At 71.2% G+C, this 17,278-nt stretch carries 13 protein-coding genes; 5 read left to right on the top strand and 8 right to left on the bottom strand.

Annotated features, from left to right (window positions below; genetic code table 11):
• The first annotated feature begins 582 nt into the window (after window positions 1-582).
• Both G3I77_RS33015 and G3I77_RS33010 read left to right on the top strand, forming a co-directional pair.
• Entirely contained in the window at window positions 583-3,501 is a 2,919-nt protein-coding gene (locus tag G3I77_RS33015; RefSeq protein ID WP_248509579.1) for a glycoside hydrolase family 48 protein, read from the top strand.
• A gap of 153 nt (window positions 3,502-3,654) precedes the next feature.
• The gene (locus G3I77_RS33010) at window positions 3,655-6,309 is read left to right on the top strand and encodes a cellulose binding domain-containing protein (RefSeq protein WP_248509576.1); all 2,655 of its coding nucleotides are present in this window, start codon (window positions 3,655-3,657) and stop codon (window positions 6,307-6,309) included.
• Between the two features lie 112 nt (window positions 6,310-6,421).
• On the opposite strand, the gene G3I77_RS33005 is transcribed toward G3I77_RS33010, so the two are convergent.
• Entirely contained in the window at window positions 6,422-7,195 is a 774-nt protein-coding gene (locus tag G3I77_RS33005) for a class I SAM-dependent methyltransferase (RefSeq protein ID WP_248509570.1), read from the bottom strand.
• A gap of 4 nt (window positions 7,196-7,199) precedes the next feature.
• Window positions 7,200-7,505 carry a 4a-hydroxytetrahydrobiopterin dehydratase gene (locus tag G3I77_RS33000; protein ID WP_248509569.1) on the bottom strand — a complete coding sequence of 102 codons (306 nt, stop codon included), beginning with the start codon at window positions 7,503-7,505 and terminating at the stop codon, window positions 7,200-7,202.
• Window positions 7,506-7,623: 118 nt separating this feature from the next.
• Between G3I77_RS33000 and G3I77_RS32995 the strand changes: the two genes are divergently transcribed.
• Window positions 7,624-8,430, top strand: a complete 807-nt coding sequence (locus G3I77_RS32995) for a helix-turn-helix domain-containing protein (protein WP_248509563.1) — start codon at window positions 7,624-7,626, stop codon at window positions 8,428-8,430.
• On the opposite strand, the gene G3I77_RS32990 is transcribed toward G3I77_RS32995, so the two are convergent.
• Window positions 8,412-8,837 (bottom strand): hypothetical protein, encoded by a 426-nt coding sequence (locus tag G3I77_RS32990; RefSeq protein WP_248509560.1) that lies wholly within the window; start codon window positions 8,835-8,837, stop codon window positions 8,412-8,414. The two genes, G3I77_RS32995 and G3I77_RS32990, sit on opposite strands and share 19 nt — an antisense overlap.
• A gap of 241 nt (window positions 8,838-9,078) precedes the next feature.
• Here G3I77_RS32990 and G3I77_RS32985 point away from each other — a divergent pair, with 241 nt between their 5' ends.
• A complete protein-coding gene (locus G3I77_RS32985) occupies window positions 9,079-9,942 on the top strand; it encodes a helix-turn-helix transcriptional regulator (protein ID WP_248509558.1) in 864 nt (287 codons plus the stop codon).
• 202 nt (window positions 9,943-10,144) lie between these two features.
• A complete protein-coding gene (locus G3I77_RS32980) occupies window positions 10,145-10,612 on the top strand; it encodes a nitrate reductase molybdenum cofactor assembly chaperone (RefSeq protein ID WP_248509556.1) in 468 nt (155 codons plus the stop codon).
• Window positions 10,613-10,737: 125 nt separating this feature from the next.
• Here G3I77_RS32980 and dnaK read toward each other — a convergent pair whose 3' ends face one another.
• The 5 genes from dnaK to G3I77_RS32955 form a co-directional block, all read right to left on the bottom strand.
• Window positions 10,738-12,630 (bottom strand): molecular chaperone DnaK, encoded by a 1,893-nt coding sequence (gene dnaK, locus G3I77_RS32975; RefSeq protein WP_248509554.1) that lies wholly within the window; start codon window positions 12,628-12,630, stop codon window positions 10,738-10,740.
• A 67-nt stretch (window positions 12,631-12,697) separates the two neighbouring features.
• Window positions 12,698-13,438 carry a glycerophosphodiester phosphodiesterase family protein gene (locus tag G3I77_RS32970; RefSeq protein ID WP_248509550.1) on the bottom strand — a complete coding sequence of 247 codons (741 nt, stop codon included), beginning with the start codon at window positions 13,436-13,438 and terminating at the stop codon, window positions 12,698-12,700.
• Window positions 13,435-14,820, bottom strand: coding sequence for a hypothetical protein (locus tag G3I77_RS32965; RefSeq protein ID WP_248509600.1), 1,386 nt, complete (start codon window positions 14,818-14,820; stop codon window positions 13,435-13,437). The genes G3I77_RS32970 and G3I77_RS32965 overlap by 4 nt, the downstream gene beginning before the upstream one ends.
• 166 nt (window positions 14,821-14,986) lie before the next feature.
• Window positions 14,987-15,415, bottom strand: a complete 429-nt coding sequence (locus G3I77_RS32960) for an OsmC family peroxiredoxin (RefSeq protein ID WP_248509549.1) — start codon at window positions 15,413-15,415, stop codon at window positions 14,987-14,989.
• 78 nt (window positions 15,416-15,493) lie between these two features.
• Complete coding sequence (locus G3I77_RS32955) at window positions 15,494-17,224, bottom strand: hypothetical protein (RefSeq protein WP_282574252.1); 1,731 nt, start codon at window positions 17,222-17,224, stop codon at window positions 15,494-15,496.
• Between the last annotated feature and the right edge of the window lie 54 nt (window positions 17,225-17,278).

Genomic DNA, 17,278 nt, shown 5'->3' with positions numbered 1-17,278 from the left:
ATGCGCAGCGGCCGTTCTCTCGCACTTCGTTACTCGACATCTCGAAGCGTGGAGAACGGCCGCCCACGCTGTCCCGGGAAGAACCGCAGGTCAGCAGGACGAGTGACCTGCGATGTTAAACGCCAAGATGAGTGGGGGTCCCTCTTCCGTTGGGTTCCTTGCGATTTCCGCGGTTGCGTGGGGGGTTCTTCAGGCGCGGTGAGACTTTCGCGGGCATGCCGGAGCCGGCGCGGCGCCGTACGCGGCCGACGCGGGGCAGCAACTGTCCGCCGCACGCGGCGGCTCACGCCGGCGGCGGCTCAAAGTACTGAACGCGGGGGGTGTCGCATGAGCGGACTCCTTGCAGGTCGGGCGCGCCGTGACGGACGCGTCGACTGATGGAACCGCTCCCACTGGTGTCAAGGAAGGTAGCGCCAAGTGACGGTAAAGAACAGGGGAGTTGCTGACTTTTGCTCAACGGGGGCCGTCGAATCTTTTCGACTCTTCAAGGACCTTGACCGATACCTGACGAGTCCGCACTATGGGAGCGCTCCCACTGGTTCAAGCCTTGACTTCTCCGAGCCGCAAGGAGGAACCAGCACCATGCATCCCCCACCCCGGAGACGCGGAGCGGTACGGCGGTTGTGGACCGCCGCCCTCGCAGCTCTCGCGCTTCCGTTGACGATGCTCTCCTCGGGGTCGACTCCCGCGCAGGCAGCGGCACTTCAGTGCAGTGTCGACTACAAGACGAACGACTGGGGCTCCGGTTTCACGGTGGACCTGACCCTCACCAACCGCGGCACGGACGTCATCGACGGCTGGACGCTGACGTACGCCTACTCCGGCAACCAGAAGCTGGGCAACGGCTGGAACGGCACCTGGTCGCAGTCCGGCCAGAACATCACCGTGAAGAACGCCTCCCACAACGCGCGCGTCGCCGCGGGCGCCGCCGTCTCCACCGGCGCCCAGTTCTCCTACAGCGGCGGCAACACCGCGCCGACGTCCTTCTCGGTCAACGGCACTCCCTGCACCGGCGCGCACCAGCCGCCGATCGCCGTGCTGACCAGCCCGAGCGCCGGCGCCGTCTACACCCAGGGCCAGGCGGTGCCGCTCGCGGCCACCGCCGCCGCCGCGGACAACGCCACGATCAGCAAGGTGGAGTTCTACGACGACACCAAGCTGCTGGGCACGGACACGAGCGCGCCCTACGCACTCTCCGTCTCAGATTTGACCGTGGGCAGTCATTCGCTGGTGGCGAAGGCGTACGACAGCATGGGTGCGTCCGCCGACTCCACCCCGGTCGGCATCACCGTCGCCTCCGGCCCGACCGTCGTCGCCTCGCCGCTCCAACTGGGCGTCCAGTCGGGCAAGTCGGGCACCTACGAGGTGAGGCTGTCCAAGCAGCCTTCGGCGAACGTGACGGTGGCCTCGGCCCGCGCGAGCGGCAACTCGGGGCTGTCGGTCTCGGCCGGCGCCTCGCTGACCTTCACGCCGCAGAACTGGAACACCGCGCAGAAGGTGACCGTCACGGCCGCGGGCTCCGGTACCGGCTCCGCCGTGTTCGAGTCGACGGCGCAGGGCCACGCCAAGGCCTCGGTCACGGTGACCCAGCTGGCGGCGGCGAAGGTGTACGACGCCCGCTTCCTGGAGCTCTACGGGAAGATCACCAACCCGGCGAACGGCTACTTCTCCCCCGAGGGCATCCCCTACCACTCGGTCGAGACGCTGATCGTCGAGGCGCCGGACCACGGCCACGAGACCACGTCGGAGGCGTACAGCTACCTCCTGTGGCTCCAGGCCATGTACGGCAAGGTGACCGGTGACTGGTCGAAGTTCAACGGCGCGTGGGACCTCATGGAGAAGTACATGATCCCCACCCACGCCGACCAGCCCACCAACTCCTTCTACAACGCCTCCAAGCCGGCCACCTACGCGCCCGAGCTGGACACGCCGAACGAGTACCCGGCCAAGCTCGACGGCGGTGTCGCGGTCGGCTCCGACCCGATCGCGAGCGAGCTGAAGAGCGCCTACGGCACGGACGACGTCTACGGCATGCACTGGCTGCAGGACGTGGACAACGTCTACGGCTACGGCAACTCGCCCGGCAAGTGCGAGGCGGGCCCGTCGGACACCGGCCCGTCGTACATCAACACCTTCCAGCGCGGCGCGCAGGAGTCGGTGTGGGAGACGGTGCCGCAGCCGACCTGCGACGCCTTCAAGTACGGCGGCAAGAACGGCTATCTGGACCTGTTCACCGGTGACGCCTCCTACGCCAAGCAGTGGAAGTTCACCAACGCGCCGGACGCCGACGCGCGGGCCGTGCAGGCCGCCTACTGGGCGGACCTGTGGGCCAAGGAGCAGGGCAAGGGCGGGGACGTCTCCGCGACGGTCGGCAAGGCCGCCAAGATGGGCGACTACCTGCGCTACTCCATGTTCGACAAGTACTTCAAGAAGGTCGGCAACTGCGTCGGACCCTCGACCTGCCCGGCGGGCACCGGCAAGGACGCCTCGTTCTACCTGATGTCCTGGTACTACGCCTGGGGCGGCGCCACCGACATTAGTGCCGGCTGGGCCTGGCGCATCGGCTCCAGCCACGCCCACGGCGGCTACCAGAACCCCCTCGCGGCCTACGCGCTCGGCAACTACGCCCCGCTGAAGCCCAAGTCGGCGACGGGTGCGGCGGACTGGGCCAAGTCGATGGACCGGCAGCTGGAGTTCTACCGCTGGCTGCAGTCGGACGAGGGCGCCATCGCCGGAGGCGCGACGAACAGCTGGGCGGGCCGGTACGCGACCCCGCCCGCCGGGAAGTCGACGTTCTACGGCATGTACTACGACGAGAAGCCCGTGTACCACGACCCGCCGTCCAACCAGTGGTTCGGCTTCCAGGCGTGGTCCGTGGAGCGGGTCGCCGAGCTGTACCAGCAGACGGGGAACGCGAAGGCCAAGGCGGTCCTCGACAAGTGGGTCGACTGGGCGCTGTCCAAGACCACGTTCAACCCGGACGGCACCTACCGCATCCCGTCGACGTTGCAGTGGTCGGGCCAGCCCGACACCTGGAACGCCTCCAGCCCCGGCTCCAACAGCGGGCTGCACGTCACCGTCGCCGACTACACCAACGACGTCGGCGTGGCGGCCGCGTACGCCAAGACCCTGACGTACTACGCCGACCGCTCCGGTGACACGGAGGCCGCGGCGGCGGCGAAGAAGCTGCTGGACGGCATGTGGGCCAACCACCAGGACGCGCTCGGGATCGCGGTCCCGGAGAACCGGGCCGACTACAACCGGTTCGACGACCCGGTGTACATCCCCAGTGGCTGGACGGGCACGATGCCGAACGGTGACGCGATCAACTCGTCGTCGACGTTCGACTCGATCCGGTCCTTCTACGAGGACGATCCGGCCTGGTCGAAGATCGAGAGCTATCTCGCGGGCGGTGCGGTGCCGTCGTTCACGTATCACCGGTTCTGGGCCCAGGCGGACATCGCCCTGGCCATGGGCTCGTACGCGGAGCTTCTCGAATAACCCCGCCGGGCGCTCCCCACGTGAAGGCAGGCGCGTCCGAAGCTCCGCGTACGTGGCCCCGCACCTGACGCGGGGCCACCACGGCCGGGCGGCTCCCCCCGCACGGGAGCCGCCCGGCCCTCGCACGTTCCCCCTCACGGAAGGACCCCCACCGTGCGAAGAACCCGTATCCTCACGGCCTGGCTGGCGCTGGCGGCCGGCCTGCTGTCGGGCGCCCCCGCCGCCCTGGCCGCCGATCCCCCGAAGGCGCAGCTCGCCGCTGATACGTACACCTGGAAGAACGCCCGGATCGACGGGGGCGGGTTCGTACCCGGCATCGTCTTCAACCGCTCCGAGAAGAACCTGGCGTACGCCCGCACGGACATCGGCGGTGCCTACCGCTGGCAGGAGTCCTCCAAGACCTGGACGCCGTTGCTGGACTCGGTCGGGTGGAACGACTGGGGGCACACGGGCGTCGTCGGCATCGCGTCCGACTCCGTCGATCCGAACCGGGTGTACGCGGCGGTCGGGACGTACACGAACAGCTGGGATCCGAAGAACGGTGCGGTGATGCGCTCCACCGACCGGGGCGCGAGCTGGCGGAAGACCGTCCTGCCGTTCAAGCTGGGCGGGAACATGCCGGGGCGGGGCATGGGCGAGCGGCTGGCCGTCGACCCGAACCGGAACAGCGTGCTGTATCTGGGCGCGCCCAGCGGCAAGGGGCTGTGGCGGTCGACGGACTCGGGCGTGACCTGGTCGCAGGTCGCGAACTTCCCCAACGTGGGCACCTACGTGGCGGATCCGAGCGACACGTCCGGCTACTCCAGCGACAACCAGGGCATCGTCTGGGTCACCTTCGACGAGTCCACGGGTTCGGCCGGGAGCGCCACGAAGACGATCTACGTCGGGGTCGCCGACAAGGACAACGCGGTGTACCGGTCGACGGACGCGGGCGCGTCCTGGCAGCGGCTGGCCGGGCAGCCCACCGGCTACCTGGCCCACAAGGGCGTCCTGGACGCGGAGAACGGCCACCTCTACCTCGCCTACAGCGACAAGGGCGGCCCGTACGACGGCGGCAAGGGCCGGTTGTGGCGGTACACGACCGGGACCGGGGCGTGGACGGACATCAGCCCGGTGGCGGAGGCCGACACCTTCTACGGCTTCAGCGGGCTCACGCTGGACCGGCAGAAGCCGGGCACGGTCATGGCGACCGCGTACAGCGCCTGGTGGCCGGACACGCAGATCTTCCGCTCCACGGACAGCGGTGGGACCTGGACCAGGGCGTGGGACTACACGTCGTACCCGAACCGCGAGAACCGCTACACGATGGACGTCTCGTCCTCGCCGTGGCTGACCTGGGGCGCGAACCCGCAACCGCCCGAGCAGACGCCGAAGCTGGGCTGGATGACCGAGGCGCTGGAGATCGACCCGTTCGACTCCGACCGCATGATGTACGGAACGGGCGCCACGATCTACGGCACCGAGAACCTCACGAACTGGGACAGCGGCAGCAAGTTCGCCGTCAAACCGATGGTGCGGGGCCTGGAGGAGACGGCGGTCAACGACCTCGCCTCTCCCCCGTCCGGCGCCCCGCTGCTGAGCGCGCTCGGTGACATCGGCGGCTTCCGGCACACGGACCTGACGAAGGTGCCGTCGATGATGTTCACCCAGCCGAACTTCACGACGACCACGAGCCTGGACTTCGCCGAGTCGAACCCGAACACCGTGGTGCGGGTGGGCAACCTCGACTCGGGGCCGCACATCGCGTTCTCGACGGACAACGGCGCCAACTGGTTCGCGGGGACCGACCCCTCGGGCGTGAGCGGCGGCGGCACGGTCGCGTCGGCGGCCGACGGCGGCCGGTTCGTGTGGAGCCCCGAGGGCGCCGGCGTGCACCACACGACGGGCTTCGGCACGTCGTGGCAGGCGTCCGCCGGGATTCCCGCCGGGGCGATCGTCGAGTCGGACCGGGTCGACCCGAAGACCTTCTACGGCTTCAAGTCCGGCACGTTCTACGTCAGCACGGACGGCGGGGCGACCTTCAAGGAGTCGCCTGCCACCGGGCTGCCGGGCGGCGACAGCGTCCGCTTCAAGGCCCTGCCGGGCGGGAAGGGCGACGTGTGGCTGGCGGGCGGCGCGACGGACGGCGCGTACGGGCTGTGGCGCTCCACGGACGGCGGGGCGAGCTTCACCAAGGTCCCGAACGTCGAGCAGGCCGACACCGTCGGCTTCGGCAAGGCGGCACCCGGCGCCTCCTACCAGACCCTCTACACCAGCGCGAAGATCGGTGGCGTCCGCGGCATCTTCCGCTCCACGGACAAGGGCGCGAGCTGGACCCGCATCAACGACGACACCCACCAGTGGGGCTGGACGGGCGCTGCGATCACCGGCGACCCGCGGGTGTACGGCCGGGTCTACGTCTCGACGAACGGCCGGGGCGTCATCTACGGCGACAGCTCCGGCGGCGGCACCACGGATCCGGGGCAGGGCCCCGATCCGACGCCGACGGGCGCCTGCAAGGTGACGTACAAGGTCACCAGTCAGTGGTCGGGCGGCTTCCAGGCGGACGTCCAGCTCACCAACACCGGCACGACCACCTGGAACGGCTGGTCGCTCGGCTGGACCTTCCCCGACGGTCAGAAGCTGACCCAGGCGTGGAACGCCGAGGCGACACAGTCGGGTGCGGCGGTGAAAGCGAAGAACGTCGGCTGGAACGCGAACGTGGCGGCGGGTTCGTCGGTGAGCTTCGGGTTCACGGCGAGCCGGTCGAACACGAACACGAATCCGGCCGCCTTCACACTGGGCGACAGGAGCTGCACGGTCACCTGAGGGGTGCCTCCGGGGGCGCACGCCGAACACGGTGAGCGCCCCCCGCGGCGGAGGGCCTTCTCGCGGCGGCGGCCGACTGGGGGCCGGTACCTGCCCGGCCGCTCCGCCTCCGTCACGCCCGCCCTCGCCCTCGCAATTCCGTTCCCCCGGCCTTCCGGAACGACCGCAGGCTGAACACCGGGTCGGGGCGGGGCCGGTCCTGGTCGGGGAGGTCTGCGAGGCGGGCGGCGAATCCGTCGGCGAGCGGGTCACCGGGGGGCAGGGTGACGAACCAGCCCCGGCGCAGGTCGGCGATCGTGCGGCGAGGGCTGCGGCCCTGGCCGTGACCGGTGAAACGGGCCTGCCCGACCGGGACCAGGCCGTGGGCGGCGGCGCAGGACTCGACGTCCGCCGCCGCGTCCCGGACCGGGCTGGGCGGCCGGGAGGACAGCACGACATCGATGTCACTGCCCACGTTGTGGGAGGCGGCCTTGTCGACCGTGGTGACGTAGACCCCGCCGGGCCGCAGCACCCGGGCGCACTCGCCGACGATGGTCCGCACCTCGGCGGGCCCGGCGGCCAGGTGCAGCAGCCAGACGCTGCACACGGCGTCGAACTGTCCGTCCCGGAAGGGCAGCCGGCGGCTGTCGGCGCGCACGACGGCGCCGGGGAGCCGGGTGGAGGCCTGCCGGGCCATCGCGGGGGCGAGGTCGACGCCGGTCACCCGCATGCCGTCGCCTGCGGCCGCGAGCCGGCGGGTCACGATGCCGGTGCCGCACGCGACGTCGAGCAGACTGCGCGTGTCCGGCGGTACGAGGCCCAGCACGGCTCGCGCGGCGGCGGCCGCCCGGGGCTCGCCGCCGCGCGAGGCGTCGTACCGCTCCGCTTCCTTGTCGTAGTCGAGCACCCGGTCAGTGTGCCCCGTGCCCGGGGGCGAGGTCCTCCACCCTGCGGGCGAGCTCGAAGTCCTTCTCGGTGAGGGCGCCGCCCGCGCTGTGCGTGTGCACGGCCAGGGAGACGGTGTTGTAGCCGAGCGTCAGGTCGGAGTGGTGGTTCAGTTCCTCCTGGACCTGGGCGATGTGCACGACCATCGCCGTCGCCGAGAAGTGCGAGCCGAGCCGGTAGGAGCGGATGAGGTGGTCCCTGTCGAGCGACCAGCCCGGCAGCTCGGCCAGCCGGTCCTCGACCTCCTTCTGCGACAGCGGTTCGACGGGCATGGGCCGCGCTCCTTCCCTGGCTGCTGTGTCCTCTCAGCCTGCCACAGCGGGGCGGTCGAGGCCCTGGTCAGAAGGGTGCGTCTGTCCGGCACGACCGGTTCTCGACTACGGTCGCGGCATGACCTCTCACCCGTCCACCGCCGAGCGGGGCGTGGGCCCGCTGCTGCGGGCCTGGCGGGAGCAGCGGCGGGTCAGCCAGCTGGAGCTGGCCCTGCGCGCGGACTCCTCGGCCCGGCACATCAGCTTCGTCGAGACCGGCCGCTCCCGGCCCAGCGAGGAGATGGTGCTGCGGCTGGCCGAGCATCTGGACGTTCCCGTGCGGGAGCGCAACGCGCTGCTGCTGGCGGCCGGATACGCCCCCCGCTACCCGGAGACCCCGCTGGACGACCCGGCGCTGGACGCGCTGCGGGAGGGCATCGAGCGGCTGATCAGCGGCTACGACCCGTATCCGGCGCTGGTGGTGGACGCGCTGTACAACGTGGTGGCGGCCAACCGGGGGATCATGACGCTGGTCGACGGCGTGTCCGAGGGGCTGCTGGAACCGCCGCTGAACGCGATGCGACTGGCCCTGCACCCGCAGGGTCTCGCGCCCCGCATCCGTAATCTGCGCGCCTGGCGGGGTCATCTGCTGGAGCAGATGGAGCGGCAGATCGCGCTGCACCGCTCGGAGCCGCTGCGGGCGCTGTACGAGGAGGTGGCGGCCTATCCGGCGCCCGACGCGGATCCGGCGGACGAGCCGTCGGAGCCGGTGCCGTACTTCGCCCTGCCGCTGCGGATCGAGCACGAGGGGCGGACGCTGTCGTTCATCTCGTCGATCTCCACGTTCAACACGCCGATGGACGTGACGGTCGCCGAGCTGGCCATCGAGACACTGCTCCCGGCCGACCCGGCGACGGCCAAGTACCTTCAGACGCTCATGCCCTGACGGGCCCTCAGGGCCAGGTGCTGGAGTACGGCGAACCCGGCCACGACCAGGGCCTGGAGCACCGTCCACACGGCGCCCGGCGTGCTCGGCGTGAGCCACAGCGCCAGGGCCGCAAGGCTCACCGCCGCCCAGGCGAGGTTGCCCTCGACGACGGCCCGCACGCCGAGCGCGGGCGGCTGCCTGCGGGCGGCCAGCAGGCCCACGCCGGTCGCGTAGACGGCGAGGAAGGCGCCCAGGGCGAGCAGCAGGGCGGAGCCGACGCCGAGGAATCGCCCGAGCGGGCCGGAGAACGCCAGGTAGGCGAGCGCGTTCGCGCCGGTCACCACGGCGTCCAGGGCGAGGAAGCGGCGCAGCGTCGACTGCGGCTCGGAGGTCCGGGCGAGTGCGGCGAGCTGGATCGCGGACATGGGGGATCACCCTCCGTCGGGTCGTGGTGCGGCGGCTTGGGCCGGTTCCCGGGCCGGAGTGCGCCGGCCCGGGAACCGGTGCGTTCACGATCCCGTTCCGGCCGCGCCCGGTCGATTACCCGCGGGGTCATGCCCGAGCCGTTCCTCCGTTTCCGGCGATCTCCTCGGTGCGATCCCTGTGACGCTGCCTACCGGACGTGACAGACTGATCGCAGGCTTGGGCGCGTTGGGGAGGCGTGGCGTGAGTGAACGGCGGGCCGCACCCACCGTGGGCCAGGTGGTCCTGGGCAAGCGGCTGCAGGAGCTGCGCGAGGCCGCGGGCCTCAGTCGTGACGAGGCCGCCAAGGTGCTGCGCGTCGCCCCCGCGACGGTCCGGCGGATGGAGACCGCCGATGTCGCGTTGAAGATCCCGTACGTGCAGATCCTGCTGACGGCGTACGGGGTGGCCGAGGACGAGGTGACCACGTTCGTCGACCTCGCCGAGGAGGCGAACCGGCCGGGCTGGTGGCAGCGGTTCCACGACGTGCTGCCGGAGTGGTTCAGCCTGTACGTGAGCCTGGAGGGCGCCGCCCGGATCATCCGGTCCTACGAGCCGCACTTCGTGCCGGGGCTGCTGCAGACCGAGGGGTACGCACGGGCCGTGATGCAGGCCGGCACCATCGCGAACGCCGGGCCGGAGGCCGTGGACCGGCATGTGTCGCTGCGGATGGAGCGGCAGCGGCTCCTGGACCGCCCGAACCCGCCGCACCTGTGGGTGATCATGGACGAGACGGTGCTGCGCCGCCCGGTGAGCACCGACGGCCGGGTGATGCGCGACCAGTTGGACAAGCTGCTGGAGTACGCCGCACGCGACCGGGTCACACTCCAGATCGCGGAGTTCGCGGACGGCCCCCACCCGGGGACGTACGCGCCGTTCTCGCTGTTCCGCTTCGCCGAGCCGGAACTGCCCGACATGGTCTTCACCGAGTATCTGACCGGAGCGCTGTACCTGGACTCCCGCAAGGAGGTCTCCGCGCATCTGGAGGTGCTGGACCACATGACGGCCCGGGCGGGCTCCGCGCAGCGCACGGAGGAGCTGCTGCGGGAGTACCGCGAGCGCTACTGAGCCTCCGCGGTGCCGCGCGGGTGCGTGACCGCGCTCGCGAGCTGGCGGCACAGCGCTTTCGGCGTCGTGGCACTCCCCTTCCGCCCTGACGTCATGGCACGGGTTCTGACCCGTACGGGCGCCGTCGGCAGGTGTGCTCCCCGGCCCGCCCCTAGCGTCGGGATGACGGGGCAGGCAAGGGAGCGCACGCGAAGGAGGTCCGATGCCCGGATTCGAGGTGCTGTACCAGGCGGCCGCACTGTGCCTGATGTACCCCGACGACGACTTCCGCGCCCGGCTGCCGCTGCTGCGCGAAGCCGCCCCGCAACTGCGGGAGTTCGCCGACCACGCGGCCGTCACCCCGCCGATGGAACTGGCCGCGCACTACGTCGAGGTGTTCGAGGCCGGGCAGGACCACAGCCTGTATCTGAGCGTCTGGCGCGAGGCCGCCCCGGCGCCCTCCGAGGAGCTGTACCGCGCGCACGGCCTGGAGACCACCGGCGAGGAGCCGCCGGACTTCCTGCCCGCGGTCCTGGAGTTCGCGGCCCGCACCGGCGACACCGAGCTGCTGGCGGAGCACCGGGACGGCCTGGACCAGCTCCGTTCCAGGCTCACCGACTTCGGCACGCCGTACGCGACCGTCCTGGACGCGGTCTGCGCGACCCTGCCGCCGGTCGCCACCGGACGCTAGCTCTCGCTGTCGTAGGCGTGGCGGGCCTGCTCGACCTGGTCCAGATGGGCGGCCGACTATTCGGCCAGGCGTGCGAAGAGTAGGGCGAGGCTGCGGCCGAGTGCTGATCTCGTACTCGACTTCCGCTAGGCGGCACCTCCCTGTTCGTCGCGTCGATCCTGCTTGTCCCTGCCCTTGTCCTTGTCCCTGTCCTCGTCCACGATCTCCGCGTCGACCACGCCCTCCTCATCGTGGGGGGTGCCGGAGGGTTCCTCGGTGGGGGTCTGCTGGGCCTGGGCGTACATCGCCTGGCCCATCTTCTGGCTGACGGAGGCGAGTTTCTCGACGCCGGCGCGCAGGGCGGCGGTGTCCGCCTGCTGTTGCAGTTGCTCCTTCACCTCGGCGACGGCCGACTCGACCTCGCTCTTCGTGTCGGCCGGGATCCGGTCGCCGTTCTCGCGGAGGAAGTTCTCGGTCTGGTAGACGAGTTGCTCGGCCTGGTTGCGGGTCTCGGCGGCCTCGCGGCGCCCCCGGTCCTCCTCGGCGTACTGCTCGGCCTCGCGCATCATGCGGTCGATGTCGTCCTTGGGCAGGGCGGAGCCGCCGGTGACGGTCATCTTCTGCTCGCGACCGGTCGCCATGTCCTTGGCGGAGACGTGCATGATGCCGTTGGCGTCGATGTCGAACGCCACCTCGATCTGCGGCACACCGCGCGGCGCCGGCGGCAGGCCCGTCAGGTCGAAGACGCCGAGCTTCTTGTTGTACGCGGCGATCTCGCGTTCGCCCTGGTAGACCTGGATGCCGACCGAGGGCTGGTTGTCGGCCGCCGTTGTGAAGATCTCCGAACGCCGGGTCGGGATGGTGGTGTTGCGCTCGATGAGCTTCGTCATGATGCCGCCCTTGGTCTCGATGCCCAGGGACAGCGGGGTGACGTCGAGCAGCAGCACGTCCTTGACGTCGCCGCGGATGACGCCCGCCTGGAGCGCCGCGCCGACGGCCACGACCTCGTCGGGGTTGACGCCCTTGTGCGGCTCCTTGCCGGTGAGTTCCTTGACCAGGTCGGTCACGGCGGGCATCCGGGTCGAGCCGCCGACGAGGATCACGTGGTCGATCACCGAGAGCTGCACACCGGCGTCCTGGACCGCCTGGTGGAAAGGCGCCTTGCAGCGGTCCAGCAGATCAGCGGTGAGCTCCTGGAACTGGGCCCGGGTCAGTTTCTCGTCGAGATGCAGGGGCCCTTCGGCGGAGGCCGTGATGTAGGGCAGGTTGATCGTCGTCTCGGTCGAGCTGGACAGCTCGATCTTGGCCCGCTCGGCGCCCTCACGCAGCCGCTGCACGGCCATCTTGTCGGTGCCGAGATCGACGCCGTTCTGGCCCTTGAAGCGCTTGATCAGGTAGTCGACGATCCGCTGGTCCCAGTCGTCGCCGCCGAGGTGCGTGTCGCCGTTGGTGGCCTTCACCTCGATGACGCCCTCGCCCATCTCCAGCAGCGACACGTCGAAGGTGCCGCCGCCGAGGTCGAAGACGAGCACCGTCTGGTCGTTCTCCTTGTCCAGGCCGTAGGCGAGGGCCGCGGCCGTCGGCTCGTTGATGATCCGCAGGACCTTCAGGCCCGCGACCTCACCGGCCTCCTTGGTCGCCTGGCGCTGGGAGTCGTCGAAGTAGGCGGGGACGGTGATCACCGCGTCGGTGACGTCCTCGCCGAGGTAGGACTCCGCGTCCCGCTTCAGCTTCTGCAGCACCCGCGCGGAGAGCTCCTGCGCCCGGTAGCGGGTGCCGTCCACGTCGCCCTCGCCGGGGAAGCGCCAGTGCGCGTCGCCCATGTACCGCTTGACCGAGCGGGCGGTGCGCTCCACGTTCGTCACGGCCTGCCGTTTGGCCACCTCCCCGACCAGCACCTCGCCGTTCTTGGCGAACGCCACGACCGAGGGGGTGGTTCTGGCCCCCTCGGCGTTGGCGATGACGGTGGGCTCGCCGCCTTCCAGCACGGCGACCACCGAGTTCGTGGTTCCGAGGTCGATTCCGACCGCTCGTCCCATCGCTGTCCCCTTCCGCCAGGGCGACGACTCTCCACACACTCCAGCACAAAACTTGAGTGCGCCGTTGTCAATGCCGCGATGGGGTGATCGGCCCGCGCAGCGCCACCGCACGGCGGGGCCGGTCCGTGACGAGCACGTCGACGCGCGGGTGGGCGAGGAAGGCCCGCATGAGGGTGTCGTCGTTGACGGTCCAGACCATGGTGAACAGACCGTGCCGGGTCGCCTCACGCAGCACGTTGGTCCTGGCCAGGCGCTGGTGCACGGCGACGCCGTGCGCCCCGCAGGCCCGGATGCGGCGGGCCGGGAACAGCTCGCTCAGCCGGGTCCCGGGCAGCCGGGCCAAAGCCAGCTCCCTGCGGTCGCGCCCGAGGGACAAGGCGGTGCGCACGCCGGGGAAGCCCCGGGTGACGGCGGCGACGGAGCAGTCCTCCAGCGTGGTCACCACGAGCCCGTCCGAGCCGAGCAGGGCGACCGCCCGGTCGATCACCTCCTGCTCGTAGCCGATCTCCTTGAGGTCGAGGTGGGCCACGAGTTTCCCGGCGATCAGCGCCATGACCTCGTCCACCACGGGCACGGCGTATCCGGCCCGCTCGCACAGCTCGGCATGCGTGAGCGCGGACAGCGGCGGCCCGGCGGGGCCGACCCGGGGGTCGTGGTAGACGACGAGCACCCCGTCCCCGGTGCGGCGGATGTCGAACTCTACGTACTCAGCGCCGGACTCGATCGCGTCCTCGTACGCCTCCCAGGTGGCGGGGCCGGCGCGCTCGGAGCCGCCCCGGTGGGCGGAGACGGCGGGGTGTGGGGTCATGGTCGTCGGTTCCCTGAGGGCGAGCGGGGCGGCGGGACGGGTACGAAGTCGTCGTCGGGCGCGGGCAGCAGCGAGCCGGAGCGGGCGCCGACCCGTCTGAGCAGGATCCAGCCGATCGCCACGAGGACGACGAAGGGCAGCCAGGCCAGCGCGTAGGCCGTGCCGTAGGCACGCACGTCGAGGATGGAGCGGTGCTCGTCGACGTTCGTGCCGTTCACGCCGAAGAAGGCCAGCAGCAGGGTCGGCGGCAGGGCGATCAGGGTGGCCGCTGCGACCAGGCCGGAGACCGTGCGGTCGCGGCGGTCGTCGCGCTCGGCGAGTTCGGCGTCCAGGGCGGCGGAGCGGGTGCTGATCACCGAGGTCAGGCGCTCGACCATGCGGGCCGAGTTCTCCAGGCTGTCGCGGATGCCCAGGGCGTCGCCCAGCGAGGACTGGAAGGCCTCCGTGATCATTTCGGGGATCAGCAGGCTGTCGACGTAGGCCTCGACGCCGAAGGCCAGGTCCAGCTGGAGTTCGTTGACACCGGCGGAGAGGCGGGAGATCAGGGAGCGGATCTCGGTGGGTGAGTCGGTCAGGGCCTGCTCGTTGGCCTTCATCATGGCGAAGGCCGCCAGCCGGGTGCGCTGGAGCACGGACAGGGCGGAGATCATGCCGACGGCGACGAGGACCAGGCCGTTCTCCACGTGCGGGGCCCAGCCGGCCTGGACGGAGACGCCCCGGCCGAGGGCGCTCAGGGTGAGGCCGTGGTTCCTGAGGTGGGGCGCGAGGCTCGCGTCGTCGGGCGTGGCGGGGTTCCACGGCATCCGGCCGCGGTAGACGATCTCGTTCAGCAGGATCGCCTTGCGGGTCTCGTCGGCGCTGAGCAGCTCCCGTTGTAACCGGCCGCCGGGGAAGACGAGCTGGTGCACGTTCTGGCCGAGGGCGAGCGGCCGGCCGCCGAGCTGCGCGGCCAGCGTCTGCAGGAGCGGGCGGTCGTCGAGCTCGATCCGCTCCCGGTCGAAGCAGGTGGTGGCCAGCCAGACGGCGAGGTCGCCTGCGGTGGTCTCGCCGGCGAAGGCGCAGTCCATGACGAGGGTGGCGTCCCCGCGGGGGGTGTTGACGACGAGGATCCGCAAGGACGCGAGGCCGAGGCCGTGGTCGCCGTGCGGCAGCCGCAGCCGCCGGGGCGCGAGAAGTTCGTCGAGGACCGGGACGGGCAGCACGTCCTGGCTGGTCATCAGGTGGGAGGCGAAGCGGCCGTAGTCGTAGCGGTCGACGAGGGCGCCGAGGGCGGAGCTCCGGGGGCGGAGCCGTCCGGAGAGGCTGAACAGCAGCAGGACGCGGGTCCGGTCACGGGTGGCGGAGTCGAGCACCGTGGCGTTCGTGGACGTTCCCGGCAGCATCGCGTTCCTTCCGGCCCGGCGGTTCGAGGCGTGCGCACCGGGCGTCGTGACGCCGCGGAGATCCATCAGAAGCCCCCTGGTTCATACCCCGGCCGGGGGTGGTGAACCGACGACGACGCGCGGGCCGCCCCTGGTGGGCGGGCCCGCGCGACGAGGGTACGGCGGGTCAGGCGAGCTTGGCGGTCAGCGTGATGGGCGTGGCCTTGAGGGCCTGGCTGACCGGGCAGCCGACCTTGGCCTCGTCGGCGGCGGCCTGGAAGGCCGCCTCGTCGATGCCGGGGACGGTGCCCTCGACGGTCAGGTGGATGCCGGTGATGCCCTCACCGGGCTGGAAGGAGACGTCGGCCGAGGTGATGAGCTTGGTGGGCGGCGTCCCGGCCTTGTTGAGGATGTTGGAGAAGGCCATGGAGAAGCAGCTGGAGTGGGCGGCCGCGATCAGCTCCTCGGGGCTGGTCCTGCCGTTCGCCTCCTGGGCGCGCGAGGCCCACGTGACCGGCTGCTCGCCGATGGCACCGGAGGAGTCGAAGGTGACGACACCGTTGCCCTCGAGCAGGTTGCCTTCCCAGACCGTGTGTGCGGAGCGCGTGGTAGCCACGAGTTCTTCCTTTCGCGTGCGGACTCGCGTGTGGGCCCGTCTCCGGGCCCCGTGTCCCCCATCCGATCACACTACGGCTCAACTCACGCGGAAGACCTGCCCTCTGGCGGTGAACGGCAGCCGCGCTCCCCGCGGGATCAGGTACGCGTGCTCGCGCCGCACGCGCAGGACGTCGCACCAGCCGTCGGTGATGATCAGGACGGGCGCGCCGGGCGGGAAGTCGTCGGCGCGCTGCAGCAGGTCGATGCCGGGTTGCAGGACGGTGCCGCCGCGGCCGTGCACCCGGACCCGGCCGGCGATCTCGGTGACGGGCAGGTAGCCGGCGTCGTGCGGGGCGGCGTCGCAGAACACGACCCGGGCCGCCGGCACGTCCCTCGCCCCGGCGTAGGAGGCGATGGCGCCCAGGGCCTTGCCGAGCAGAACGCGGTTCATGGAGCCGGAGGTGTCCAGGACGACTCCGAAGGTGCAGCGGGCGATCTCCTCGGGCGGGAAGTACCGTCCGGCGCGCGGGATGTCGGGAGTGGCCGCCTGCCGTCGCGAGGGGCGGGCGTAGGAGCGGGCGGGCTCGGGGCGGGGCACGAACTCGTCGAACCAGCGGGCCAGTCGGGCGTCCCAGGGCAGCGGCGGATGGCTGAGCGCGCGGATCTCCTCGACCAGACCGCCGGGCAGGAAACCGCGCTCCTGCCGCTGGTGCAGGTCGAGGCCCTGGGCGAGGCCGCGGCGGTAGAAGGCGTCGAGGTCGACGTAGTCGCGGGGCGGGCCGAGCGGGCCGCCGAGGATGTCCCCGACGCCCTTGCCGCGCAGGGTCGCCAGCCGGCGTGTGCGGCGCAGGTCGCCGGCGATGCGGTCGTAGACCTCCTCGGCGGACAGGCCCGCGAGTTCCGGGTCGTACAGCAGCCCGTCGGGCATGGCGCCGACCTGCATCTCCTTCAGCCAGCCGTTGATGACGTAGTCGCAGGCGACGTTGAAGAGGTACGGGTCGCGGGTGCCGCAGCGGTCGCCGTGGCGCAGGGCGGCGTGCAGCATCTCGTGGGCGAGGACGAACCGCCACTCCTCGTCGTCGAACCGGCGCATCGGGTTGATGTAGATCTCGGCCGCTTCGGCGTCGACCGCCGCGATGGCGATGCCGTGGGCGCGGGTGAGTTCGGCGTCGGCGACCAGCTTGATGCCGGAGGCGATGCCGCCGAGCAGCGGGTAGGAGGAGATGAACCAGCTCAGGGCCCGCTGCCAGGGGCGCAGCCGGGGTGCCTCGCCGTCCAGGCTGTCGCGGCGGCCGCCCGCCATGTCCATCGCGGCCGACACGGTCCGGGTCAGGGCGGTGGCGAAGGCCAGCTGCCAGTCGGGCGGCTGGGACCAGCCCGCCCAGCGCGTCAGCAGCTGGTCCGGCTCGCCGCCGGCCGTGCCGCAGCGCGCGTACACGGCGGGCAGTCCGTCGCGGCGCCAGCGGGCGGCGAGCTGCTCCTCGTCGCCGTCCGGGTAGGAGGCGGGCAGATGCTCGGGGGTCTCGCCGATGCTGAAGCCGAGCAGGAAGCGGTTGACGACGACGCAGCGGGCGGCGAGGTCGTAGCGGTCGGGCTGGACGCGTTCGCCCTTGACCGCCGGGACGTGCCCGAAGCCGAGGTGGAGGACGGCGTGGGCGAGCGCCCAGGCCCAGGCGGCGGGCTCGGCGAGGCGCAGCGGGTGGACGTGCAGGTCGCCGTCGGAGTCGACGACGACGAGTCCGTCACGGGGTGCGAAGCGGCACTCCTCGTGACGGCAGACGTCGAACTCCACCGCTGCGAGGGCGGGGTTGGCCCTCATCAGCCGCATCCCCTCGGCGAAGGCCTCGCCCGCGAGGTCCCGCTTCTTCTTCTTGGCGGGGCT

This window comes from Streptomyces sp. D2-8 (assembly GCF_023184515.1).
Lineage (GTDB): Bacteria > Actinomycetota > Actinomycetes > Streptomycetales > Streptomycetaceae > Streptomyces.
Note: the sequence above shows the minus strand (reverse complement) of the source record. Positions and strands in the feature narration are given on the sequence as shown.

Coding starts and splice junctions, on each gene's coding strand:
- G3I77_RS33015 (WP_248509579.1), top strand. CDS start 583: ATGCATCCCCCACCCCGGAGACGCGGAGCGGTACGGCGGTTGTGGACC.
- G3I77_RS33000 (WP_248509569.1), bottom strand. CDS start 7,505: ATGCCCGTCGAACCGCTGTCGCAGAAGGAGGTCGAGGACCGGCTGGCC.
- G3I77_RS32995 (WP_248509563.1), top strand. CDS start 7,624: ATGACCTCTCACCCGTCCACCGCCGAGCGGGGCGTGGGCCCGCTGCTG.
- G3I77_RS32990 (WP_248509560.1), bottom strand. CDS start 8,837: ATGTCCGCGATCCAGCTCGCCGCACTCGCCCGGACCTCCGAGCCGCAG.
- G3I77_RS32980 (WP_248509556.1), top strand. CDS start 10,145: ATGCCCGGATTCGAGGTGCTGTACCAGGCGGCCGCACTGTGCCTGATG.
- dnaK (WP_248509554.1), bottom strand. CDS start 12,630: ATGGGACGAGCGGTCGGAATCGACCTCGGAACCACGAACTCGGTGGTC.
- G3I77_RS32970 (WP_248509550.1), bottom strand. CDS start 13,438: ATGACCCCACACCCCGCCGTCTCCGCCCACCGGGGCGGCTCCGAGCGC.
- G3I77_RS32965 (WP_248509600.1), bottom strand. CDS start 14,820: ATGCTGCCGGGAACGTCCACGAACGCCACGGTGCTCGACTCCGCCACC.
- G3I77_RS32955 (WP_282574252.1), bottom strand. CDS start 17,224: ATGCGGCTGATGAGGGCCAACCCCGCCCTCGCAGCGGTGGAGTTCGAC.